This is a genomic window from Streptomyces sp. NPDC051310 (assembly GCF_044455245.1).
In the GTDB taxonomy this organism is placed as follows: domain Bacteria; phylum Actinomycetota; class Actinomycetes; order Streptomycetales; family Streptomycetaceae; genus Streptomyces.
In genome coordinates this window covers 172,137-194,183 of sequence record NZ_JBITEO010000003.1, presented here as the reverse complement: position 1 = coordinate 194,183, position 22,047 = coordinate 172,137, and the positions used below count along the sequence as shown (strand labels likewise).

The 22,047-nt window shown below is 72.8% G+C and carries 18 protein-coding genes; 11 read left to right on the top strand and 7 right to left on the bottom strand.

Features of this window, described 5'->3' with window-relative positions; translation table 11 throughout:
* Positions 1–98: 98 nt before the first annotated feature.
* Positions 99–1,328: an amidohydrolase family protein gene (locus tag ACIA79_RS05780; protein ID WP_399426888.1), complete on the top strand. Its 1,230-nt coding sequence runs from the start codon at positions 99–101 to the stop codon at positions 1,326–1,328.
* Between the two features lie 51 nt (positions 1,329–1,379).
* Here ACIA79_RS05780 and ACIA79_RS05775 read toward each other — a convergent pair whose 3' ends face one another.
* Both ACIA79_RS05775 and ACIA79_RS05770 read right to left on the bottom strand, forming a co-directional pair.
* A complete protein-coding gene (locus ACIA79_RS05775; RefSeq protein ID WP_399426887.1) occupies positions 1,380–2,258 on the bottom strand; it encodes an MBL fold metallo-hydrolase in 879 nt (292 codons plus the stop codon).
* A gap of 85 nt (positions 2,259–2,343) precedes the next feature.
* Positions 2,344–2,937 carry a helix-turn-helix domain-containing protein gene (locus tag ACIA79_RS05770; protein WP_399426886.1) on the bottom strand — a complete coding sequence of 198 codons (594 nt, stop codon included), beginning with the start codon at positions 2,935–2,937 and terminating at the stop codon, positions 2,344–2,346.
* 226 nt (positions 2,938–3,163) lie between these two features.
* Here ACIA79_RS05770 and ACIA79_RS05765 point away from each other — a divergent pair, with 226 nt between their 5' ends.
* From ACIA79_RS05765 to ACIA79_RS05735, 7 genes are all read left to right on the top strand, one after another.
* Positions 3,164–3,577, top strand: coding sequence for a PaaI family thioesterase (locus ACIA79_RS05765; protein ID WP_399426885.1), 414 nt, complete (start codon positions 3,164–3,166; stop codon positions 3,575–3,577).
* Positions 3,578–3,671: 94 nt separating this feature from the next.
* Positions 3,672–4,592 (top strand): LLM class F420-dependent oxidoreductase, encoded by a 921-nt coding sequence (locus tag ACIA79_RS05760; protein WP_399427127.1) that lies wholly within the window; start codon positions 3,672–3,674, stop codon positions 4,590–4,592.
* A gap of 156 nt (positions 4,593–4,748) precedes the next feature.
* Positions 4,749–5,870 (top strand): LLM class flavin-dependent oxidoreductase, encoded by a 1,122-nt coding sequence (locus tag ACIA79_RS05755; protein WP_399427126.1) that lies wholly within the window; start codon positions 4,749–4,751, stop codon positions 5,868–5,870.
* Between the two features lie 205 nt (positions 5,871–6,075).
* A complete protein-coding gene (locus tag ACIA79_RS05750; protein ID WP_399426884.1) occupies positions 6,076–7,815 on the top strand; it encodes an amidohydrolase family protein in 1,740 nt (579 codons plus the stop codon).
* The gene (locus ACIA79_RS05745; protein ID WP_399426883.1) at positions 7,812–9,266 is read left to right on the top strand and encodes an aldehyde dehydrogenase family protein; all 1,455 of its coding nucleotides are present in this window, start codon (positions 7,812–7,814) and stop codon (positions 9,264–9,266) included. The genes ACIA79_RS05750 and ACIA79_RS05745 overlap by 4 nt, the downstream gene beginning before the upstream one ends.
* Before the next feature lie 271 nt (positions 9,267–9,537).
* Positions 9,538–11,109, top strand: coding sequence for an APC family permease (locus tag ACIA79_RS05740; protein WP_399426882.1), 1,572 nt, complete (start codon positions 9,538–9,540; stop codon positions 11,107–11,109).
* A gap of 106 nt (positions 11,110–11,215) precedes the next feature.
* Positions 11,216–11,533, top strand: coding sequence for a cupin (locus ACIA79_RS05735; protein WP_391812223.1), 318 nt, complete (start codon positions 11,216–11,218; stop codon positions 11,531–11,533).
* Positions 11,534–11,569: 36 nt separating this feature from the next.
* Here the strand turns inward: ACIA79_RS05735 and ACIA79_RS05730 are convergent, their stop codons facing one another.
* Positions 11,570–13,030 (bottom strand): CehA/McbA family metallohydrolase, encoded by a 1,461-nt coding sequence (locus ACIA79_RS05730; RefSeq protein WP_399426881.1) that lies wholly within the window; start codon positions 13,028–13,030, stop codon positions 11,570–11,572.
* Between the two features lie 88 nt (positions 13,031–13,118).
* Between ACIA79_RS05730 and ACIA79_RS05725 the strand changes: the two genes are divergently transcribed.
* From ACIA79_RS05725 to ACIA79_RS05715, 3 genes are all read left to right on the top strand, one after another.
* Positions 13,119–13,946: a TIGR03619 family F420-dependent LLM class oxidoreductase gene (locus tag ACIA79_RS05725; protein WP_399426880.1), complete on the top strand. Its 828-nt coding sequence runs from the start codon at positions 13,119–13,121 to the stop codon at positions 13,944–13,946.
* A gap of 26 nt (positions 13,947–13,972) precedes the next feature.
* Entirely contained in the window at positions 13,973–16,561 is a 2,589-nt protein-coding gene (locus tag ACIA79_RS05720; protein ID WP_399426879.1) for a bifunctional FO biosynthesis protein CofGH, read from the top strand.
* A 124-nt stretch (positions 16,562–16,685) separates the two neighbouring features.
* Positions 16,686–17,807 carry an ADP-ribosylglycohydrolase family protein gene (locus ACIA79_RS05715; RefSeq protein ID WP_399426878.1) on the top strand — a complete coding sequence of 374 codons (1,122 nt, stop codon included), beginning with the start codon at positions 16,686–16,688 and terminating at the stop codon, positions 17,805–17,807.
* Here the strand turns inward: ACIA79_RS05715 and ACIA79_RS05710 are convergent.
* From ACIA79_RS05710 to ACIA79_RS05695, 4 genes are all read right to left on the bottom strand, one after another.
* Positions 17,792–19,363 carry a sodium:solute symporter family protein gene (locus ACIA79_RS05710; protein WP_399426877.1) on the bottom strand — a complete coding sequence of 524 codons (1,572 nt, stop codon included), beginning with the start codon at positions 19,361–19,363 and terminating at the stop codon, positions 17,792–17,794. The genes ACIA79_RS05715 and ACIA79_RS05710 overlap by 16 nt on opposite strands.
* 326 nt (positions 19,364–19,689) lie before the next feature.
* A complete protein-coding gene (locus ACIA79_RS05705; protein ID WP_399426876.1) occupies positions 19,690–19,890 on the bottom strand; it encodes a DUF397 domain-containing protein in 201 nt (66 codons plus the stop codon).
* A 185-nt stretch (positions 19,891–20,075) separates the two neighbouring features.
* Positions 20,076–20,933, bottom strand: coding sequence for a helix-turn-helix domain-containing protein (locus ACIA79_RS05700; RefSeq protein WP_399426875.1), 858 nt, complete (start codon positions 20,931–20,933; stop codon positions 20,076–20,078).
* Between the two features lie 205 nt (positions 20,934–21,138).
* On the bottom strand, positions 21,139–21,879 hold the full coding sequence (locus ACIA79_RS05695) for a GPP34 family phosphoprotein (RefSeq protein ID WP_399426874.1): 741 nt from the start codon (positions 21,877–21,879) through the stop codon (positions 21,139–21,141).
* Positions 21,880–22,047: the final 168 nt, after the last annotated feature.

Below are 22,047 nucleotides of genomic sequence, written 5' to 3'. Positions count from 1 at the left end.
TTGTCGACGCCGTATGCGTCAGCAGGGGGTGACGCTCTGCACAAGCTCCCCCCACCGTGTAGCTGACGGACCGTCAGTTCAGCGCTACGGTGGTGCGCATGGAGACCCAGGCGACCTTCCCGCGGATCATCTCGGTCGACGACCACACGGTGGAGCCCCCGCACGTCTGGCGGGACCGGCTCCCCGCCAGGTACCGGGACACCGGCCCGCGCGTGGTCCGGGCCCCCCTGAAGGAGATGACCTTCCTGGGCGGGAAGTTCGCCCCGGTCATGGGCGGCCCGGGCGACGAGGGGCCCGTGGGGGACTGGTGGGTCTACGAGGACCTGCACCGGCCCCTCACCCGCCTCGACACCGCCGTCGGCTACGACCGCGACGAGATACGCCTGGAGGTCATCACCTACGAGCAGATGCGCCCCGGCTCGTACCGCGTCCCCGACCGCCTCGCCGACATGGACGTCAACCACGTCCAGTCCGCGCTCTGCTTCCCCACCTTCCCGCGCTTCTGCGGCCAGACCTTCACCGAGGCCGCCGACCGCGAACTCGGCCTGCTGGGCGTGCGCGCGTACAACGACTGGATGGTCGAGGAGTGGTGCGGCCCCGAGGCCCACGGCCGGCTCATCCCGCTGACCCTCGTCCCCCTGTGGGACGCCGGTCTCGCGGCGGCGGAGGTGCGGCGCAACGCCGCGCGGGGCGTGCGGGCGGTCGCCTTCTCGGAGATCCCGCCGCGCCTCGGGCTGCCGTCGGTCCACACCGACGCCTGGGACCCCTTCCTCGCGGCGTGCGACGAGACCGGCACGGTCATCGCGATGCACATCGGCTCGTCGTCGACGATGCCGTCGACCTCGGCGGACGCCCCGCCGGCCGTCGGCTCCACCATCACCTTCGCCAACTGCTGCTTCTCCCTGGTCGACTGGCTCATGAGCGGGAAGTTCGAGCGCTTCCCCGGGCTGAAGGTGATGTACGCCGAGGGCCAGATCGGCTGGATCCCGTACATCCTGGAACGGGCGGACGTCGTGTGGGAGGAGAACCGCGCGTGGGGCGGCGTCGCCGGCAAGGTGACGCGGCCGCCGTCGGAACTGTTCGCCGAGCACGTCCACGGCTGCTTCTTCGACGACGCGTTCGGGCTGCGGAACCTCGACGCCATCGGCGCGGGCAACGTCCTGTACGAGACGGACTACCCGCACTCCGACTCGACCTGGCCGAAGTCGCGGGAGGTCGGCGAGGCGCAGATGGCCCACCTGGCCCCGGACGTGGTCGAGCGGATCGTACGGGGCAACGCGATCGAGCTGCTGGGCCTGACGGAGGACGGGCTCTGGGCCGGGGCGTGAGGCCCCCCGGGGGCCACCCTGCCAGGGTCCTCAGGTCACCGCCAGGGGTGCTCAGGTCACCGCGGGGCCGACGGCGGGCCTCGCCTCACCGGCGGCCTGCCCGGCCGCGGGGGCGGGCTGCCCGGGTCCTCCGGGCGGCTCGAAGCCGGCGAGCATCTCCTCCAGCCCGCGCTGGTCGGGCCCGACGAACGGGTCCGCGCCGGGCGCGGAGGCCACCAGATCCAGGAACTCCGGTGCGCGGCCCGCGGCGGGCGGCAGGTGCGTGCTCAGGATCCGCTCGGGCGCCATGGTGCGCAGCGGCTCCACCGTGGCGAGGAACGCCTCCCGGTCCACCAGGTGCACCCACGGGCTGTCGACCGTCGCCCACAGCATCTGGCCCGCCCGCAGCGCGTCCGGCGGTACGTCGCCCACGTCGCCCGCCGTGGCCATCTCCGGGCTGGGCAGCGGGGCCCCGAAGCAGTCGGAGCTGAAGCAGGTTCCCGAGCCGGTGTCGTAGAACCCGACCGTCGCGGGGTTGTCGAACAGCGGCGGGCGGAACCCGACCAGCGTCCGGTCGCCGACGTCGAGGCTCTGGCCGGGGTTGAGCAGGTACACCCGGTCCAGGGGCAGCGGGCGGTACGTCGACATGATCCCCGCGCCCAGGAAGGTGGTCACCACCCGCGCCTTCGGCGCCGCCGCGAGGAGGTCGAAGATCGCCCCCGTGTGGTCGCGGTCCGGGTGGGTCAGCCAGATCCACCGGACGTCGGGCACATCGACCGCCGATCCCAGCGCGTCCATGAAGCCCCGGTCGGGCAGGCTGAGCCCGGTGTCGACGACGACGGGTTCCGCGGCGTGCAGCACGAAGGCGTTGACCGTCAGGAAACCGATGCCCGGCACGGGGAGGTGGTCGTTGAGGACGGTGACGTCACGTCCGAGGCGATGAAGGATCATGCGATCGGGCCTCCTCCCTCCCGAGTCTCCTCGCGACGGAGCCCGACATCAAGGGAGGAACCGGTACGCAACCGCCACTTCTTCGTCAAATCTCCCGGGGACGCGGCCTGGCCCGGAAGTGCATCCGCTCCCCCTGGCGGCCCAGGAGGCTCAGGAACTCGACGGGACCGTCCCCGGCGCTGCCGAACCAGTGCGGCACGCGCGTGTCGAACTCGGCCGCCTCGCCGGGCCCCAGCACCAGGTCGTGCTCGCCCAGCACCAGCCGCAGCCGCCCGGCGAGGACGTACATCCACTCGTACCCCTCGTGCACGCGCGGCTCCGGCTCGCCGCGGTCCGCGGGGATGACCACCTTCAGCGCCTGGAGCGGCCCCGGCTGCCGGGTCAGCGGCACGATCACCTTGTCGCCCGCGCGCCGGGGCGCGAGCCGGACGCGCGGGTCGCCGACCTCGGGAGCGCCCACCAGCTCGTCCAGGGGGACCTGGTGCGCCTGCGCGATGGGCAGCAGCAGCTCCAGGCTGGGACGGCGCTGGCCGCTCTCCAGGCGGGACAGCGTGCTCTTGGAGATGCCGGTGGCCTCGGCGAGGGCGGTGAGGGTGACGCCGCGCCGGGTGCGCAGGCGCTTGAGGCGGGGCCCGACATCGGCCAGGACATCGGCGATCTTCGACGGCTGCTGCTCCATGGCTCCACTCCACCCCCTCATCCCGTCCCCGGCAATTCCTGTTGCCGTTTCGGCAACGCGCGCGGGCGGCCGGGCGGGCGCTGTCGGTGGCCGGCTGTTCAGCTGTCCCCTGGGTCGCATGCCGAACGAACGCGCCCTCGTCGCGACGGCGCTCGGGTACGACATGGGGTGACCCCCGGCCGGCCCCGGGGGTTTCGCGGGGGCGGGGCGGCGGGAGCATCCCGGCATGACTCTTGAGATCGCCGAGGCGGAGAAGATCCTCGCCGGCAACTTCGCGCCCTGGGTGCTGGAGCTCGGACTGAGCGTCGTGGAGACGGGGGACGCGCACGCGGTGCTGCGGCTGCCGTGGGACGAGCGGCTCGCCCGGGAAGGGGGCGGCCTGTCCGGGCAGGCCCTGATGGCGGCGGCCGACACGGCGACCGTGATCGCGGTGTCCTCGGCACGCGGCGCCTTCGTGCCCATGACCACGGTGCAGCAGTCGACCAGCTTCCAGCGGATGGTGGCCGGTGCCGACGTGCTGGTGGACGCGCGGATCACCAAGCTGGGCAGGCGGATGGCGTTCGCCGAGATCACCCTGACCGCCGAAGGGGAGGCCGGGCCGGCCGCGCGGGCGTCCACGGTGTACGCGCTGCTCGGCTGAGGCCGGGGCGCCGCGGGGCTTGTCCGGCGGGGTGCCGGGCGCGACGATGGACCGGCCGCAAGTAACTGACACACTGTCAGATATGAGGTGGGGCATGGTCGCGTACGGGATCCAGCTGCCGGTCCAGTCGCTGAGCACCCTCTTCGCCGAGCCCTGGGAAGCGGCCGCCGGACCGGAGGACCTCGCGGAGGTCGCCCGGACCGCGGACCGGTGCGGCTTCGCGTACGTCGCCTGCTGCGACCACGTGGCGATACCGCGGCGGCTCGCCGGCGCGATGAGCACCGTGTGGTACGACCCCGTGGCCACCCTCGCCCACCTCGCGGCGGTCACCCGCCGGGTGCGGCTGCTCAGCCACGTCGCCGTCGTCGGGCTGCGCCATCCGCTGCTGACGGCGAAGCAGTACGCGACCCTGGACCACCTGAGCGGGGGGCGGCTGGTCCTGGGCGTCGGCGCCGGGCACGTACGGGAGGAGTTCGACGCGCTCGGCGTGGACTTCGAGCGGCGGGGGGCGGTGCTGGACGAGGTCGTGGACGCGCTGCGGGCGGCGCTCGGCGAGGAGGAGTTCCCCGTGTTCCACGGGGAGCGGTACGCCTTCCGGGACCTCGGGCAGCGGCCCCGTCCGGCGCAGCCGCGGGTGCCGGTCTGGGTCGGCGGCTCGTCGCCCGCCGCGGTGCGCCGCGCCGCGCTCAGGGGCGACGGGTGGCTGCCCGAGGGCGACCCGCGCGACCGGCTCCCCGCGCGGATCTCCCGGCTGCGGCGGCTGCGCGAGGAGGCGGGCGCCACCGGGCCGTTCACGGTCGGGGCCATCACCGAGGCGTTGTACGTGGGGACCGCGGCCTGGGACGTCGGCCGGCGCACGCTCAGCGGCCCGCCGGACGCCCTCGCCGAGTCGCTGCGCGCGTACGGGGCGATGGGCGTGGACCAGCTGCAGGTGCGGTTCCGCTCCCGGAGCCGCGAGGAGCTGACCGACCAGATGGGGGCGTTCGCCGCGGGCGTCGCCCCGCACCTGGGCTGAGGGGCCGGCGCGGGGAGGACATCCGATTTTCCTGACGCACCGTCAGCTATTGACGGTGCGGGGGCCCGGTGGAACAGTCGAGGGCTGACGGAGCGTCAGATAACGCGCAGGCAGCGCGCGCCGTGGGCGTCGCGTGCCGTAGGGACGGTGAACCCCTTGGAATTCGGGCTCTTTGTACAGGGATACGTACCGGCCGAGCGGGCCCGGGCCGATCCCGAGGCGGAACACAAGGCGCTGATCGAGGAGACCGAGTACGTCATCCAGGCCGACAAGTCCGGCTTCAAGTACGCCTGGGCCTCCGAGCACCACTTCCTGGAGGAGTACTCGCACCTGTCGGCCAACGACGTGTACCTCGGGTACCTGGCGCACGCGACGGAGCGGATCCACCTCGGGTCCGGCATCTTCAACCCGCTCGCCCCGGTCAACCACCCGGTGAAGGTCGCCGAGAAGGCCGCCATGCTCGATCACCTCTCGCGCGGCCGCTTCGAGTTCGGCACCGGACGCGGCGCCGGGTCCCACGAGATCCTCGGCTTCCTGCCGGGCATCACCGACATGAACCACACCAAGGAGATCTGGGAAGAGACCATCGCCGAGTTCCCCAGGATGTGGCTCCAGGACGAGTACCAGGGCTTCCGGGGGAAGCACTGGTCCCTGCCGCCCCGCAAGGTGCTGCCCAAGCCGTACGGCAGGGCCCACCCCGCCATGTGGTACGCGGCCGGCTCGCCGTCGTCGTACGCCATGGCCGGGAAAAAGGGGCTGGGCGTCCTCGGCTTCAGCGTGCAGAAGGTCTCCGACATGGAGTGGGTCGTCGACGCGTACAAGACGGCGGTGAAGGACGCCGACCCGGTCGGGGCGTTCGTCAACGACAACGTGATGGTGACGTCGACGGCGATCTGCGCGGAGACGCACGCGAAGGCCGTCGAGATCGCGGTCGGGGGCGGGCTGCACTACCTCCAGTCGCTGCTGTTCCGGTACCACGACACCTTCCCGCGGCCCGAGGGCATACCCCGGTGGCCCGAGCTGCTGCCCGAGTACACCGAGGAGATCATCGAGCTGCTCATCGCGGAGGAGCTGATGATCTGCGGCGACCCGGACGAGGTGCTGCGGCAGTGCAGGCGGTGGGAGCAGGCGGGGGCGGACCAGCTCTCCTTCGGGCTGCCGATCGGGGTGTCGTACGAGGACACGATGACGACGATCCGGCTGATCGGGGAGCACGTGATCCCCGAGATCGACGCGGATCCGGTCCACCGCACCACCCGCTTCCGCGCCTCCGCTTAGCGCCGCGGGCCCGGCTCGGCCCGGCGGGCGGGAGAAGGGCGCGAGGCGGGCGGAAGGCGGGCGGGAGACGGACGGGGCAGGGACGCGGGGGCGCGGCATCCCGGGCCGCGCGCCCCGTACCGGCCCCGGCCGGAGGGCGCCCGCGGCCCCCTCCGGCCGGGGCGCACACCGAGGGCCGCAAGGGCCCGTGGGAGGAAGGGACGCCATGCTCGACCACCTGATCCGGGGCGCCGCCCTCGTCGACGGCACCGGTGCCCCCGCCCGCCCTGCGGACGTCGGGCTCCGGGACGGCCGCGTCGCGGTCGTCGCGCCCGCCGGCACCGTCACCGAAGCCGCCCGCGGCAGCGAGGACGCCGACGGGCTCGTCCTCGCGCCCGGGTTCGTCGACCCGCACACCCACTACGACGCCCAGCTCTTCTGGGACCCGTACGCCACGCCCTCCATGAACCACGGCGTCACCACCGTCGTCGGCGGCAACTGCGGCTTCACCCTCGCGCCGCTCCACCCCGGCCGGCCCGGGGACGCCGACTACACGCGCCGCATGATGGCCAAGGTCGAGGGCATGTCCCTCCGGGCGCTGGAGGAGGGCGTCGACTGGGGCTGGCACGGCTTCGGGGAGTACCTGGACGCCCTGGAGGGGCGCATCGCCGTGAACGCGGGGTTCATGGTGGGGCACTGCGCCCTGCGCCGGTACGTCATGGGCGCGGACGCCGTCGGCGGGCAGCCCGCGCCCGGGCAGCTGCGGGAGATGGTACGGCTGCTGCACGACGCCATGGACGCCGGCGCCTGGGGCCTGTCCACCACCCGGTCGTCCACGCACGCGGACGGCGACGGCCGGCCCGTCCCGTCCCGGCACGCCACGCCCGCCGAGCTCCTCGCCCTCTGCCGGGCGGTCGGCGAGCACGAGGGGACGCAGATCGAAGCGATCGTCGCCGGGTGCCTCGACCGGTTCGAGGACGCCGAGATAGACCTGCTCGTCGAGATGAGCGCCGCCGCCGGGCGGCCGCTCAACTGGAACGTCCTCACCATCGACGCCGCCGTCCCCGACCGCGTCCCCCGGCAGCTGCTCGCGAGCGAGCGGGCCCGCAAGGCCGGCGGGCGGGTCGTGGCGCTGACGATGCCCATCCTGACCCCGATGAACATGTCCCTCGGGACCTTCTGCGCGCTCAACCTGATCCCCGGCTGGGGAGAGGTCCTGGGGCTGCCGGTGCCCGAGCGGACCGCCCTGCTCCGCGACCCGGCCGTCCGGGCGGAGATGCTGCGGCGCGCCCGCTCCGAGGAGGCCGGGGTCTTCCGGCGGCTCGCCGACTTCGGCCGGTACGTCATCGGTGACACGTACAGCCCGGCGAACGAGGGGCTGACCGGGAGGATCGTGCGGGACGTCGCACAGGAGCGGGGACAGGACCCCTTCCAGTGCCTGGTCGAGATCTGCGCGCAGGACGGCCTGCGCACCGTGCTGTGGCCCATGCCCCCCGACAACGACCCGGCCTCCTGGGCGCTGCGCCGGGAGACCTGGGCGCACGAGGACGTGCTGCTCGGCGGCTCGGACGCGGGGGCGCACCTGGACCGGATGTGCGGCGCCCCCTACACCACGCGGTTCATCGGGGACTGTCTGCGCGGCCGCCGGCTGGTCGGCCTGGAGCGGGCGGTGCGGATGCTCACCGACGACCCGGCGCGTCTCTTCGGGCTGCGCGGGCGCGGGCGCGTCGCCGAGGGCCACCACGCCGACCTGGTGCTCTTCGACCCCGGGCGGATCGACGCCGGGCCCGCCGCCCTCGTCCACGACCTGCCGGGCGGCAGCCCGCGCCTGGACTCGCGAGCCGTGGGGATCGTGTCGGTGCGGGTCAACGGCGTCGAGACGGTACGGGACGACCGGATCACCGGCGCGGTCCCGGGCACGGTCCTGCGGTCCGGCCGGGACACCCGGACGGTGTCCACGCGATGACGCCGGAGCGGCTGTACATAGGGGGAGAGTGGGTCGATCCGGACGGCGGGCACTACGAGGTCACGGACCCCGCCACCGAGGAGGTCGTCGGCCTCGCCCCGGAGGCGAGCCCGGCCCAGGTGCACGAGGCCGCGCGCGCCGCCCGCGAGGCCTTCGCGAGCTGGTCGCGCACCCGCCCCGAGGAGCGCGCCGCCGTGCTGGACCGGGCCGCCGACCTCATGGCGCGGGACGCCCGGGCGCACGCCCGCCTCGCGCAGGCCGAGAGCGGAGCCACCCCCGCCACCGCGCGGGGCATGCAGGTCGCGGTGGGGATCGCGCGGTTCCGGCGGTACGCGAAGGGCGCGCTGGAGCCGGTCGAGCAGGCGGTCCCGCCGCAGATCAACGAGGCGGGGCCGATGGGGCGGGCCGGTGTCTTCGGTGCCGTGGCGGTGCGCCGCCCGGTGGGCGTGGTCACCTGCATCACCTCGTACAACAACCCCTGGGCCAACCCGGCCGGCAAGATCGCTCCGGCGCTCGCCATGGGCAACACGGTGGTCGTGAAGCCCGCCCCGCAGGACCCGCTCTCCGTGTACGCCATGGCCCGTGCCCTCGCGGAGGCCGGGGCGCCGCCGGGCGTCGTCAATGTCGTCACGGGCTCGGGGCCGGAGGCCGGCGCGGCGGCGGTGGCCTCTCGGGACGTCGACATGGTCAGCTTCACCGGTTCGACGGCGGTCGGGCAGCGCATCGGCGAGGTCTGCGGGCGCGAGCTGAAGCGGCAGCTGCTGGAGCTCGGCGGCAAGGGCGCGGCGCTGGTCTTCGACGACGCCGACCTGTCCGCGGCGATCGGCGGCATCGGCACGACGTTCTCCTTCTACAGCGGCCAGATCTGCACGGCTCCGACGCGGGTGCTGGCGCAGCGCCGGGTGTACGGCCGGCTGGTGGAGGGGCTGGCCGCGTACCTGGGCCGGATGACGGTGGGGGACCCGGCCGACCCGGGGACGGTCGTCGGTCCGGTGATCTCGGCCGCGCACCGCGACCGGGTGGAGTCGTACGTCGAGCTGGGCCGCGAGGAGGGGGCGCGGGTCCTGCGGCACGGCCGTGCGCCGGCGCACGGAAAGGGCTTCTACGTCCCCCCGGCGCTGCTGACCGAGTGCACGAGCGGCATGCGGGTGGTCCGGGAGGAGATCTTCGGGCCGGTGGTGGTGGTCGTGCCGTTCGACGACGAGGAGGAGGGCATCGCGCTCGCCGGCGACACCGACTACGGCCTGATCGACTACGTCTGGTCGGCGGATGTGGCCCGTGCCTTCAGGGTGGCGGCCCGGCTGCGGGCCGGCGGCGTCGGCGTGAACACCGTCGGGCGCAACATGGAGGCCCCGTTCGGCGGCTTCCGCAAGAGCGGGGTGGGGCGGGACGTCGGCTCCTACGCGCTGCACGCCTACAGCGAGTTGCAGGCGGTCGTCTGGCCCGGGTGACACCCGTACGGAGCACGGTCAGCGGCGCGCCGGGAGGCGTCCCGGTAGCGGCCCCAAAAAGTCTTGGGAAAATTTGAAAAACGACAAAACGGACACCGCTGCGGTTCCCGCATATCGAACGGCGGGCCGGGTGCCTACCAAATCGAACGGCTGGACGCTGACAAGTCTTTGAATCCTTGACCAATAAGCGGCCGACACCTGGCAAAGCAAGGGAAAGATCGCGGAGTTCCGTGCTCCGGATGTGGAAACCGCAGCACCTAACGTCCTTCGCATGACTCAGGTGGAAGCACGGCCCCAGGCCGGAGACACGGTAAGGGGCGTCGCCGGGATGGGCGACTCCGACGACATCAGGAGCAAGGGGCTCGGCGGGAACTCCGTCGGCCTGGTGGGCAGCGCCGTCATCGGCATCTCGACCGTTGCCCCCGTCTACTGCCTGACCTCGACCCTCGGCTCGACGGCCGGCGAGGTCGGCCTCCGGATGCCCGCCGTCTTCCTGGCGGGGTTCCTCCCCATGCTCCTCGTCGCCTTCGCGTACCGGGAGCTCAACAAGGTGATGCCGGACTGCGGCACCTCCTTCACCTGGACCGTGAAGGCCTTCGGCCCCAGGATCGGCTGGATGTGCGGCTGGGGCCTGGTGATCGCCACGATCATCGTCCTCTCCAACCTCGCCGGCGTCGCCACCTCCTACTTCTGGCTGCTGGCCGGTGAGATCGCCGGCAACCCGGACGTCGCCGCACTGGACGACAACAAGGCCGTCCACATCCTCACCTGCCTCACCCTCATCGCCATCGCGACCGCCATCAGCTACCGCGGCATGACCGCCACCAAGGGCGTGCAGTACGCCCTGGTCGGCCTCCAGCTCGTGGTCCTCGCCGTCTTCGTCGTCATGGCCTTCTCCAAGGTGGGCAGCCCGGAGTTCACCACCGGCGCCGACTTCTCCTGGTCGTGGCTGAACCCCTTCGCGGTCGAGTCCTTCTCCGCCTTCACCGCCGGCCTCTCCCTCGCGATCTTCATCTACTGGGGCTGGGACGCCTGCATGGCGACCAACGAGGAGACCACCGGCAGCGCACGGACCCCCGGCCGCGCCGCGCTCATCACCATGGTGGTGCTGGTCGGCTCGTACCTCGCCACCGGCATCGCCGCGCAGATGGTCGCCGGCTCCGGCGACAAGGGCCTCGGCCTGGCCAACCCGGACACCTCCGACAACGTCTTCGCCGCCCTCGCCGGCCCCGTCATGGGCGGCGTCCTCGGCGTCACCCTCTTCGTCGCCGTCCTCGCCTCCGCCGCCGCGAGCCTCCAGACCACCTTCATCCCGGTGGCGCGCACGGTCCTCGCGATGTCGACGTACGAGGCCCTGCCCCACTCCTTCACCAAGGTCCACCCCCGCTTCAAGACCCCGGGCCTGGCGACGGTCGTCGCCGGCGTCGCCACCGGCGTCTTCTACACGGTGATGACGCTGGTCAGCGAGAACGTCCTGGTCGACACCATCTACGCGCTCGGCCTGATGATCTGCTTCTACTACGCCCTGACGGCCTTCGCCTGCGTCCGGTACTTCCGCAAGGAGCTCACCCGCTCCGCCCGGGACGCCGTGTTCAAGGGCGTCCTGCCGGCCCTCGGCGGCCTCATGCTGACCGCGGTCTTCGGCAAGACCCTGTACGACATGTGGGACCCGGCCTACGGCTCCGGCTCCGCCGTCCTCGGCATGGGCTCCGTCTTCGTGATCGGCGTCGGCCTGCTCCTCCTGGGCGTGGTGATCATGCTCGTGATGCAGCGCCGCAGCCCCGCGTTCTTCCGGGGCGAGGTCCTCACCAAGGACACCCCCTCGCTGGTGGTCGCCGACTGACGGCGCACCCGGGCAACACCTGAGCCGGAAGGGCGGCCACCGTGGGACGGCACGGCGGCCGCCCTTCCGTATGCGTGGAACGCGCCCACGCGGCAAGGTGGAGCGTATGTACGACCTCAACGACATCGCCGAGGAACACCTCAAGGCCGCCCACGCCGACGAACACGGCCGCAGCGCCAACCTGATCCTGCGCGACCCGCCGCTGCGCCAGACCGTCATCGCACTCACCGCCGGCACCGCCCTGGACGAGCACACCCCGCCGCCCGCCTCCTCGATCCAGGTCCTGCGGGGCGTGGTGAAGGTGACGGGCCCGTCCGGGGACAAGGAACTGACCATGGGCTCCCTGTACCTGATGCCGCACGAGCGGCACGGCCTGAAGGCCGTGACGGACGCGGCCGTCCTGCTCACCGCCGTCAACGACTGACGCCGACACCGGACGGCGCGGCACCGGACGAGGTGCTCACCCCAGGAACACCGGGTTCGTGAAGGCCGCGAGCGCGCCCGGCAGGCCCGTCGCCGGCGCGGCCGCCGGATGGCGGACCTCCGCGCGGACGTACGCGGCGTACGCCGGGGCCGTCGTCCACTCCGCACCGCCCGTGCCCGACGCGGGCAGCGCCGCCGTGTGCAGCACGCCCTGGTCGGTGACGAAGCGGACCGTGCAGCCCGGCGCACCGGTCACCTCCAGGCGGACCGTCACCGGGGCGTCCCGCGCCACCCGCAGCCGCTCGCCGATCCCCGCGTGCGCCCCGCGCCCGCCCGCCGCGGAGAACGCCAGCGAGACGGCCGACGACTCGGCGACGTACGAGCGCCCGGCCCGCAGCCCGTCCAGGACCGCCTCCCGCGTCAGGTCGTCCGCCAGCACCACGGTCTGCGGCTCGCCCACCCGCTGCGGCTCGCGGTGCGCGTCACTGCTGCCCATCGCCGGCGTCCAGCGGCCCCGGCCCGCGCCCAGCGTGCCGTCCCAGTCGGCCAGCGCCACCTCGTCGTCCGGGGTCCACGGGCCGTTCCAGACCTCCACCGCATCGGCCTCGGCGAAGCCGAACTTCCACGAGCAGCCGACGCACGTGGCGTGCGGGTGCGCCGGTACGACCAGCCCGCCGGCGCGCCGGATCTCCCGGGCGTACCGCGCGAACCGGTTGTCGCGCGCCCGGTAGCGCCAGTCGACGAACGTGCCGGGGTCGGTGCCGAGCGCCACGACGTGACCGGTGCGCGTCGTCACCTCCTCGCCGGTGAGGACGAGCAGGTCATCGCCCCACAGGCCCTCCCACGCGCCGTGCGCCGCGTGCGTGTTGTGCTCGGAGGTGTTGATGAAGTCCAGCCCGGCGGCCCGTGCGGCCGCGGCGATCTCCGCCGGCGTGCGCCGGCCGTCCGAGTACACCGAGTGCAGGTGGCAGTCGCCGCGGTACCAGGCCCGCCCGCGCCCCCGGGCCCGCTGCGGCGGGTACACCGGCCGCGGCGTCGCCCCCGCGGGCCCGTACACGACCCCGACCGTCACCGTGTACGCCAGGCCCTGCGGGGCCACCGTGTACGGCCCGAGGACGAGGTGCCAGGTCCCGGCGCGCACGGGCCCCGGCAGGTAGCCCGGTGTCGCCGCGTCCGCCCGCAGGAAGAACGTTGACCGCGCGCCGCCCGACCAGCCGCGGAAGCCGGGCCCGCCGGGGCCGGTCCCGCGCTCGTCGAAGATGCCGATGTCGAGGGCGTTGCCCTGCGTCCCCGCGGGCACGGCGGGCCGTTCGTACGCGTACGCCACCCGCAGCTCGCGCACCCCGCGCGGGACCTCGACCGGCACGTACACGTAGTCGGGCGAACCGGGCGGCAGCGTGCCGCGCACGACCACCTCCGCACGCCCGCCCGCGAAGCTCACGCCCGGCAGCGCCAACGCCCCCGCCGCCCCCGCCACGAACTCCCGCCTGTCCAGCATGGACCCACCTTCCCCGCACGAGGTGAACGCGCCGACACCGTACGCCGACGGTCTCGGAATCCGCCGCCGTACGCCATACGTTGGCCGCATGCGCATCGCGACCACGATCTTCCTGACCGATCAGACGATCACGCCCGTACGGCTCGCACGCGAGCTGGAGCAGCGCGGATTCGCGGGCCTCTACCTGCCCGAGCACAGCCACATCCCCGTCGAGCGCACCAGCCCCTACCCGGCCGGCGGTGTCCTGCCACCCGAGTACGGCCGCTGCCTCGACGCGTTCATGGCGCTCGGCCAGGCCGCCGCCGTCACCGAACGGCTCGGCCTCGGCACCGGCATCACCCTCGTCGCCCAGCACGACCCGATCGACCTGGCCAAGCAGGTCGCCACCCTCGACCACCTCTCCGGCGGCCGCTTCACCCTCGGCGTCGGCTACGGCTGGAACCGCGAGGAGGCCGAGGACCACGGCGTGGTCTGGCGCACCCGGCGCGACCGCACCCACGACGCACTGGCCCTCATGCGGGCCCTGTGGGCGGCCGAACCGACCGCCCACCACGGGCAGTTCCACTCGGTACGCGCCTCCGCCGCCTGGCCCAAACCGGCGGGCGGCGCCCCCCGGATCCTGCTCGGCGGCGCGGCGGGCCCCAAGCTGTTCGCCGCCGTCGCCGCGCACGCCGACGGATGGATGCCCATCGGAGGCCGCGGCCTGAGCGAGACCGTCCCCGCCCTGCGCGCGGCCTGGGAGAAGGCGGACCGCGACCCCGCCGCCCTGCGGGTCGTGCCCTACGCGGTCCGCCCGAGCGCCGGCAAGCTCGACCGCTTCGCGGAGCTCGGCATCACCGAGGTGGTGGCGCAACTCCCCGCCGCCCCCGAGCCGGAGGTGCTGCGCACGCTGGATGACTATGCCCAGTATCTGTAGGGATCCCGCCCTCGTATGCTCGGTCCATGACCGTTGACCAGCACGGAAGCCCCACCCGGAACGCCATGCGCCGCGCCCTCAAGCGGGCCCGGGACGGGGTGGCGCTGGACGCCGCCGAGGCCGCCGTGCTGCTGCGGGCGCGCGGGGAGGACCTGCGCGACCTCACCGCGTCCGCCGCCCGCGTGCGGGACGCCGGGCTGGAGGCGGCCGGGCGCGGCGGGGTCATCACGTACTCGAAGAGCGTCTTCGTCCCGCTGACCCGGCTGTGCCGCGACAAGTGCCACTACTGCACCTTCGCGACCGTGCCCGGCAAGCTGCGGCGGGCCGGACACGGCCTCTACATGTCGCCGGACGAGGTGCTGGACATCGCGCGGCGCGGCGCCGAACTCGGCTGCAAGGAAGCGCTCATCACGCTGGGGGACAAGCCCGAGGACCGCTGGCCCGAGGCCCGCGAGTGGCTGGACGCGCACGGCTACGACGACACCCTCGCGTACGTACGGGCCATGGCGATCCGCATCCTGGAGGAGACCGGGCTGCTGCCGCACCTCAACCCGGGCGTCATGTCGTGGACCGACTTCCAGCGGCTCAAGCCCGTCGCCCCCTCCATGGGCATGATGCTGGAGACCACCGCGACCCGGCTCTGGTCCGAGCCGGGCGGCCCGCACCACGGCTCCCCGGACAAGGAGCCCGCCGTGCGGCTGCGCGTCCTGGAGGACGCCGGGCGCTCCTCCGTGCCCTTCACCACCGGGCTGCTCATCGGCATCGGCGAGACGTACGAGGAGCGCGCCGAGTCCCTCTTCGCGCTGCGCCGCGTCGCCCGCGCCTACCACGGCATCCAGGAACTCATCATCCAGAACTTCCGCGCCAAGCCGGACACGGCGATGCGCGGCATGCCGGACGCCGAGCTCGACGACCTGGTCGCCACGATCGCCGTCGCCCGGCACATCATGGGCCCCTCCGCCTGCCTGCAGGCCCCGCCGAACCTGGTCGACGGGGAGTACGAGCGGATCGTCGCCGCCGGCATCGACGACTGGGGCGGGGTCTCCCCGGTCACCATCGACCACGTGAACCCGGAGCGGCCCTGGCCGCAGATCGACACCCTCGCCGAACGGTCCGCCGCCGCGGGCTTCGCACTGCGCGAACGCCTCTGCGTCTACCCCGAGTTCGTCCGCCGCGGCGAACCGTGGCTCGACCCGCGGCTGCTGCCGCACGTGACCGCGCTCGCCGACCCCGCGACCGGGCTGGCGAACCCCGACGCACCCGTCCGCGGCCTGCCCTGGCAGGAACCCGACGAGACCTTCACCGGATCGGGCCGCACCGACCTGCACCGCACCATCGACACCACCGGACGCACCCACGACCGGCGGGACGACTTCGACGAGGTGTACGGCGACTGGGAGGCGCTGCGCGAGGCCGCCGCGCCCGGCATGGTGCCGCAGCGCATCGACACGGACGCGCGGGCCGCGCTGCGCCAGGCCGCCGACGACCCGACCGGGCTGACCGACGACCAGGCCCTGGCCCTGCTGCACGCCGACGGACCCGCGCTGGACGCCCTCACCCGCATCGCCGACGACGTCCGCCGCGACACGGTCGGCGACGACGTCACCTACGTCGTCACGCGCAACATCAACTTCACCAACGTCTGCTACACCGGCTGCCGCTTCTGCGCCTTCGCCCAGCGCCGCACCGACGCCGACGCGTACACCCTCTCCCTGGACCAGGTCGCCGACCGCGCGCAGCAGGCGTGGGACGTCGGCGCGGTCGAGGTGTGCATGCAGGGCGGCATCCACCCGGACCTGCCGGGCACGGCGTACTTCGACATCGCGCGGGCCGTGAAGCAGCGCGTGCCGGACCTGCACGTCCACGCCTTCTCGCCGATGGAGGTCGTCAACGGCGCCACCCGGACCGGACTGTCGATCCGCGAGTGGCTGACGGCGGCCAAGGAGGCCGGCCTGGACTCCATCCCGGGAACCGCCGCCGAGATCCTCGACGACGAGGTGCGCTGGGTCCTCACCAAGGGCAAACTGCCGGCCGCCACCTGGATCGAGGTGGTGCGGACCGCGCACGAGCTCGGCATCCGCTCCTCCTCGACCATGATGTACGGGCACGTCGACCAGCCCCGCCACTGGCTCGGCCACTTGCGCACGCTCTCCCGCATCCAGCAGGAGACCGGCGGCTTCACCGAGTTCGTCACGCTGCCGTTCATCCACACCAACGCCCCCGTGTACCTGGCGGGCATCGCCCGCCCCGGCCCCACGGTCCGCGACAACCGCGCCGTCACCGCCATGGCCCGCCTCCTGCTCCACCCGCACATCCCCCACATCCAGACGAGCTGGGTCAAGCTCGGCGCGGACGGCGCCGCCGAGATGCTCCGCTCCGGCGCCGACGACCTCGGCGGCACGCTGATGGAGGAGACCATCTCCCGGATGGCCGGCTCCCGGTACGGCTCCTACCGCTCCGTCCGGGACCTCGTCGCCATCGCGGAGTCGGCGGGCCGCCCGGCCCGTCCCCGTACGACGTTGTACGGCGAGGTGCCCGAGGAGCGCATCCGCACGGCGGCCGCCTCCGACGGGCACCTGCCGGAGCTGTTGCCGGTGCTGGACGCCCCGGTATGAACCCGCCCAGAAGCCGCCTGGAGGGGGAACCGGCCACATAGCACGCGGCCCCCGGACGCCCGGCACCCGTTCCATTACAGTGCTGCGCGCCGGACGCAGGTGACAGGGACGGGAGGGGCGCGAGGTGTGTGCAGCAGCCGCGGCTGTCTGGGGCCGGGCCGAGCAGCAGGACTTCCGCGCCCGGGTGCGGGGCTGTCTCCTCGGCGGCGCCATCGGTGACGCCCTGGGGGCCGGGGTCTCGCAGCTGTCGGTGGAGGCGATCCGCGCCGCGCACGGCGCCGAGGGCCTGGCCGACCTGGCGCCCGCGTACGGGCGGCGCGGGGCCGTGACGGCGGCCACACAGCTCACGCTCTTCACGGTCGACGGGCTGATACGCGCCCAGGTGCGCCGCGACACCGGCGCCTGGCACCCGCCGACCGACGTGCACCGCGCGCACCTGCGGTGGGCGGCGACCCAGCGGGACTGGGGCCCGGACGAGCGCCGCAAGGACAACGGCTGGCTCGCCTGCGAGGAGTGGCTCTACACCCGCCGCGACCCGGGCCGCGCCACGCTCACCGGGCTCGCCGACGAGACCCCGGGCACGCTGGACCGGCCGAAGAACCCCGCCGCCCGGGACGCCGGCGCGCTGGTGCGCTCCGCGCCCTTCGGGCTGCTGGTGGGCTGGGAGCCGCAGCTGGTGTGCCAGCTCGCCGTGGAGTGCGCGGTCCAGACGCACGGCCATCCCGCCGCGTACCTGGCGGCCGGTGCCTTCGCCGTCATCGTGCACGGCCTGGCCCGCGGCGAGACCGTCGACGGCTCCGTCCAGCGGGCGCTGGCCCAGCTCGCGCCCCGGCCCGGCCACGAGCCGGTGGCCGAGGCGCTGAAGCACGCCCTCGGCGCCGTACGCCAGGGCATCCCGAGCCCTGCCCGGATCGCCTCGCTCGGCGACACCGACGGCGAGCACGCGGAGGACGCGCTGGCCATCGCCGTGTACTGCACGCTGGTCGGCGAGGACATCCGGCACGGGCTGCGCCTGGCGGTCAACCACGACGGGCCCTCGGAGGCCACCGGCGCGCTCACCGGCGCGCTGCTGGGCGCCCTGCACGGCGAGACCGCCCTCCCGCCCGGCTGGCTGGCCGAGCTGGAAGGGCGGCCGACGATCCTGGAACTGGCGGACGACTTCGCCATGGAGATGACGCAGGGCCCGGCCCTGCACGGACCGGGCGCCTCCGCGCCGGGCTGGCTCGCCCGCTACCCGAGGGGCTGACGGGCGGGTGCCTCCGGTGCCTCCGGGTCCGGGGCCCCGGGCTCCGCGAGGGCGCCCGCCCCGGACGCCGGAGTGCCGTCGTCGGAGTGGAGCCGGTCCAGCACCCGGTCCCGCTCCGGGGTGTCCTCCGGCTTGACGAACCCGATCAGCACGTACAGCACCAGCGAGGTCGCCACCGGCGAGACGATCTGGATCTGCAGCTCGACGCCGTCCAGGCCGTAGTTCGTCAGCCAGAAGGCGAACAGGCCCGCCGCCCAGGACACCAGCGCCGCCGTCGGCCCCGACTTCCTGAAGGCCCGCAGCAGCCCCAGCATGAAGGGGATCGCGATCGGCCCCATCAGCCCGGCCACCCACTTGATGACGACCGTGATGATGTCCTTGAAGGTGGGGGAGTTGACCTGGGTGGCCACCGCCATGGACAGGGCGAGGAAGGCGACCGTGGACCAGCGTGCCGCCAGCAGCCCCGCGCGGTGCGTCCAGCCGCGCGCCGCCTTCGACAGGGCGGGTGCGATGTCCCGGGTGAAGACGGAGGCGATGGCGTTGGCATCCGAGGAGCACATGGCCATCGTGTGCGAGAAGAACCCGACGATGACCAGGCCCAGCAGCCCGTGCGGCAGCAGTTGCGCGGTCATCAGCGCGTACGCGTCCGACGCGTCCGGCTTCTCCGGAGTGATCAGCAGCGGGGCGCACCACATGGGGAAGAAGAGGACCAGCGGCCACACCAGCCACAGGATGGCCGACAGCCGGCCGGAGCGGGTGGCTTCACGGGCGGTGGGCGTGGCCATGTAGCGCTGCGCCTGGTTCCACATGCCGCCGCTGTACTCGAAGGTCTTGATGAAGAGGTAGGCGAGGAGGAAGGTCAGCGTGTACGGGCCGGCCGTGGGAGCCGTGTGGCCCTGGAGCTCGGGCCGGTCCCACACCGTCCACAGCGCGCTGAAGCCGCCGAGCTCGGCCATGACGGCGGCGAGCATCGCGATGCCCGCGAAGAACTGGATGATGAACTGCCCCAGTTCGGTCAGGGCGTCCGCCCACAGGCCGCCCACCGTGCAGTAGATGCCGGTGATGACACCGGTGATGAGGATGCCCTCGTTGAGCGAGATCCCGGTGAAGACGGACAGCAGCGTCGCGATCGCCGCCCACTTCGCGCCCACGTCCACGATCTTGAGGAGCACCCCGGACCAGGCGAGTGCCTGCTGCGTCGGCAGGTTGTAGCGGTTCTTCAGGTACTCCAGGGGCGAGGCGACGTGGAGCCGGGAGCGCAGCCGGTTGAGCCGGGGCGCGAAGAGGTGCGCCCCGACGGCGATGCCGATGGCGATGGGGAAGGACCAGGTGACGTACGAGGTGACGCCGTACGTGTACGCGATGCCCGCGTAGCCGGTGAACATCACCGCGCTGTAGCCGGACATGTGGTGCGAGATCCCGGACAGCCACCACGGCATCTTGCCGCCCGCGGTGAAGAAGTCGCTCACGTCGTCCACGCGTTTGTGGGACCAGAGCCCGATCGCCACCATCACGCCGAAGTAGCCGATCAGCACAGCCCAGTCGAGACTGTTCATGTGTGTCCCCTCCAGGGGTGCGGTCCGGGTCCTCCTTGTGAACGCGGTTCATGGTGTGGTGAGTTGAGGCCCGGCGACAACGCGCGGTCGGGTCAAGAGAGGGTAAAAACCGTTCTCTGTCTTGTCCTCCGTTCAAGGACATGAACTACCGCGGTGCACGAAAGGGGCCACACGGGGAGGCTTCGCCCGTGCGGCCCGAGATGGTCCGGCGGCTGCGTGCGCCGGACACGACCGAGCCCCCTCGGCCGGGACGGCGGACCAGTCGAGAGGGCTCATGCGGTGGTGCGGTGGTGCGGTGATGCAGTGGTGCCGAGCGGCGGACAGGCTCAGAGGGCCCCCGCGCTCACTTCCCGGACGAACGCGTTCCACGACGAGGGGACGAACGTGATCGACGGTCCGGCCGGCACCTTGGAGTCCCGCACCGCGATCTCCTGGACCACCGGGGACTTCACCTCGACACACGCACCGTTCCCGCCCGAGTACGAGGATTTGGTCCAGGTGTCCGTGGCGCCCTGAATGATTGCCATCTTCTTCGCTCCGGTTTCTGCCGTAGGGGGCCGCGAATGGGCCGTGCTGGCGTGATCGACGCTACTCGTCGGCTTCGGAGCGCGGGCCGGTCGTTCACTCGACCGGATGGCATATTCCAAGGGGCCTTACGTGGAAGGCCGGTGGGGGTGTACCGTACCGGCCTTCTCGTCCGGACCGGTGTACGTCAGCGTGCGTAGTCCTTCATCACACCCGTGATGAACTGCCGTGTCTGGTCGGCGTTGAGCGCCTGCGCGCGCAGGTGCTCGTACATGACGCTGTACTTCTGGACGTCGTTCGCCTTCTCCAGGTAGAGGTCGCTGGTGACCCCCTCGATGTAGACGACGGAGGAGTCGGCGGCGTCCGGGAACTCCAGGATCGCGTAGTGCCCGCTGATGCCCGGATGCGCACCCATCTCGAACGGCAGCACCTGGACCGTGACGTGGGGCTGCTGCGACTGCTCGACGAGGTGCTCCAGCTGCTCGATCATCAGCTGCTTGTCACCGACCACGCGGCGCAGCGCCGACTCGTCGATCACCGCCCACAGGCGCAGCGGCTGCTCGGCGTCCTTGATGCGCTCCTGGCGCCGGGCGCGCACGTTGACCCGTTTCTCGATGTCCGCCGCCGAACTCTCCGGCAGCGCGCCGCTGATCAGCGCCTCCGCGTACCGCCGGGTCTGCAGCAGCCCGGGCACCACCTGCGGCTCGTACACCCGCAGCGACGCGGCGTCCGTCTCCAGACCGATGTACACGCTGTACGGGATGTCGCCGAACGCGTGCCACCAGCCCTGCTGGCGCGAGTCCTTCGCCATCTGCATCAGCGAATCGACGATCCGGTGGTCCTCGACCTCGTAGACCCCGCACAGGTCGCGGACGTCGCGCTGACTGATGGAGCGGCGGCCGTTCTCCAGGCGGCTGATCTTCGACTGTGACACCAGCAGCCGCTCCGCCACCTCCTCCGCCGTCATGCCCTTGAGCTCACGCAGTCGCCGCAGCTCCTGGCCCAATCTGCGTCGCCTGACGGTGGGGTTGACGTTGGACGCCACGGAAACTGCACCTCCGGCTGCCTAGCTGAAACTGGCGTAGCTCTGCGTATCTACGTCTCAGCAGACTGCCACCAATGCGCCGGGCGCGCTGGGAAATGGCCACACACGCGGCGTGCGCGCGGGGCTGACGCGAGCGCGCGGGACGGCCCCCTGAAGGCTGCCCCGCGCGCTCCCGTGCGGCTCCGTACAGGTGGTGCGTGGTGCGTTACGCGCTGACGACGCGGGCCATCGGCCCGGCGGCGCGCGACCGCTGCTGCATCGGTACGCCCGCGGCCTGCCGGCCGCCGCCGCCCGGTGCGGTGGGACTGCGGCGGGGCTGTGCGGCCGCGCCGTTCTGGACGTCCATCACGGCGTGCGCCACGAGTCCGCCCATGGGGTCGTGCCTGATCAGGTCCCGCAGCCGGGAGCGGGACGAACGTCCCTCGTTCCCCGGGTACAGGTGCTTGCCGAGTCCGACCGCGTGGGCCAGCGCGGCGAGCGCCGCGGTCCGCGGGTCCGGCGGCACACCGGTGCGGATCGCGCTGTCCAGCCGGGCCCTGATCTCCCGGCTGATGGCCGTGTCCGTCGCCTGGTAGCGAGTCGTCGGCAGCACCCCGCACATCTGGCCCTCGACGGCATGCACCATGCCGCACCGTTCCAGATGCGAGAGATACGTCTGGCGCAGCCCCAGCCGGGGCCCGCCGATCCAGTGGACGGCCCGCACCGGGCTGCCACGCCTGCGCAGCAGTTCCAGCGCGGAGTCCAGTGTCGGATCTCCGGTCGGCCGTGGCATCACCACGGCGATACGATCCCCGTCTGGGGCTATCCGTCCCGCCAGTGCCAGCTCCACTAGCTGAGCTCCGGCGAGACCGAGGTCGAGCGACTGCGGCTGCGCTGTGGTACCCGTGGCCGGGTCCAGAGCGAGCAGCAGAAGCTCCTCCGGAAGTGTTCTGCGGCTCCTGCCCATCCATGCCTCCCCGCGTGGATGAATGACAGGGTGACCCCTCTCACATTGGTCTGTCGAGAGTGCCTGGGTGCTTCGTACGGGAACCGGTAGGTATGTCGTTCTCGTCTAGCACGGGGGCCAAGCGCTCACACAGGACACTGGTACATGGTTCGGACACGGCGTTTTTGA

Excerpts from the sequence above, each read along its gene's own strand:
- ACIA79_RS05705 (WP_399426876.1), bottom strand. The coding sequence starts at position 19,890 with ATGGCAATCATTCAGGGCGCCACGGACACCTGGACCAAATCCTCGTAC.
- ACIA79_RS05735 (WP_391812223.1), top strand. The coding sequence starts at position 11,216 with ATGTACGACCTCAACGACATCGCCGAGGAACACCTCAAGGCCGCCCAC.
- ACIA79_RS05765 (WP_399426885.1), top strand. The coding sequence starts at position 3,164 with ATGACTCTTGAGATCGCCGAGGCGGAGAAGATCCTCGCCGGCAACTTC.
- ACIA79_RS05720 (WP_399426879.1), top strand. The coding sequence starts at position 13,973 with ATGACCGTTGACCAGCACGGAAGCCCCACCCGGAACGCCATGCGCCGC.
- ACIA79_RS05740 (WP_399426882.1), top strand. The coding sequence starts at position 9,538 with ATGACTCAGGTGGAAGCACGGCCCCAGGCCGGAGACACGGTAAGGGGC.
- ACIA79_RS05750 (WP_399426884.1), top strand. The coding sequence starts at position 6,076 with ATGCTCGACCACCTGATCCGGGGCGCCGCCCTCGTCGACGGCACCGGT.
- ACIA79_RS05695 (WP_399426874.1), bottom strand. The coding sequence starts at position 21,879 with ATGGGCAGGAGCCGCAGAACACTTCCGGAGGAGCTTCTGCTGCTCGCT.
- ACIA79_RS05745 (WP_399426883.1), top strand. The coding sequence starts at position 7,812 with ATGACGCCGGAGCGGCTGTACATAGGGGGAGAGTGGGTCGATCCGGAC.
- ACIA79_RS05770 (WP_399426886.1), bottom strand. The coding sequence starts at position 2,937 with ATGGAGCAGCAGCCGTCGAAGATCGCCGATGTCCTGGCCGATGTCGGG.
- ACIA79_RS05730 (WP_399426881.1), bottom strand. The coding sequence starts at position 13,030 with ATGCTGGACAGGCGGGAGTTCGTGGCGGGGGCGGCGGGGGCGTTGGCG.
- ACIA79_RS05775 (WP_399426887.1), bottom strand. The coding sequence starts at position 2,258 with ATGATCCTTCATCGCCTCGGACGTGACGTCACCGTCCTCAACGACCAC.
- ACIA79_RS05780 (WP_399426888.1), top strand. The coding sequence starts at position 99 with ATGGAGACCCAGGCGACCTTCCCGCGGATCATCTCGGTCGACGACCAC.
- ACIA79_RS05710 (WP_399426877.1), bottom strand. The coding sequence starts at position 19,363 with ATGAACAGTCTCGACTGGGCTGTGCTGATCGGCTACTTCGGCGTGATG.
- ACIA79_RS05760 (WP_399427127.1), top strand. The coding sequence starts at position 3,672 with ATGGTCGCGTACGGGATCCAGCTGCCGGTCCAGTCGCTGAGCACCCTC.
- ACIA79_RS05725 (WP_399426880.1), top strand. The coding sequence starts at position 13,119 with ATGCGCATCGCGACCACGATCTTCCTGACCGATCAGACGATCACGCCC.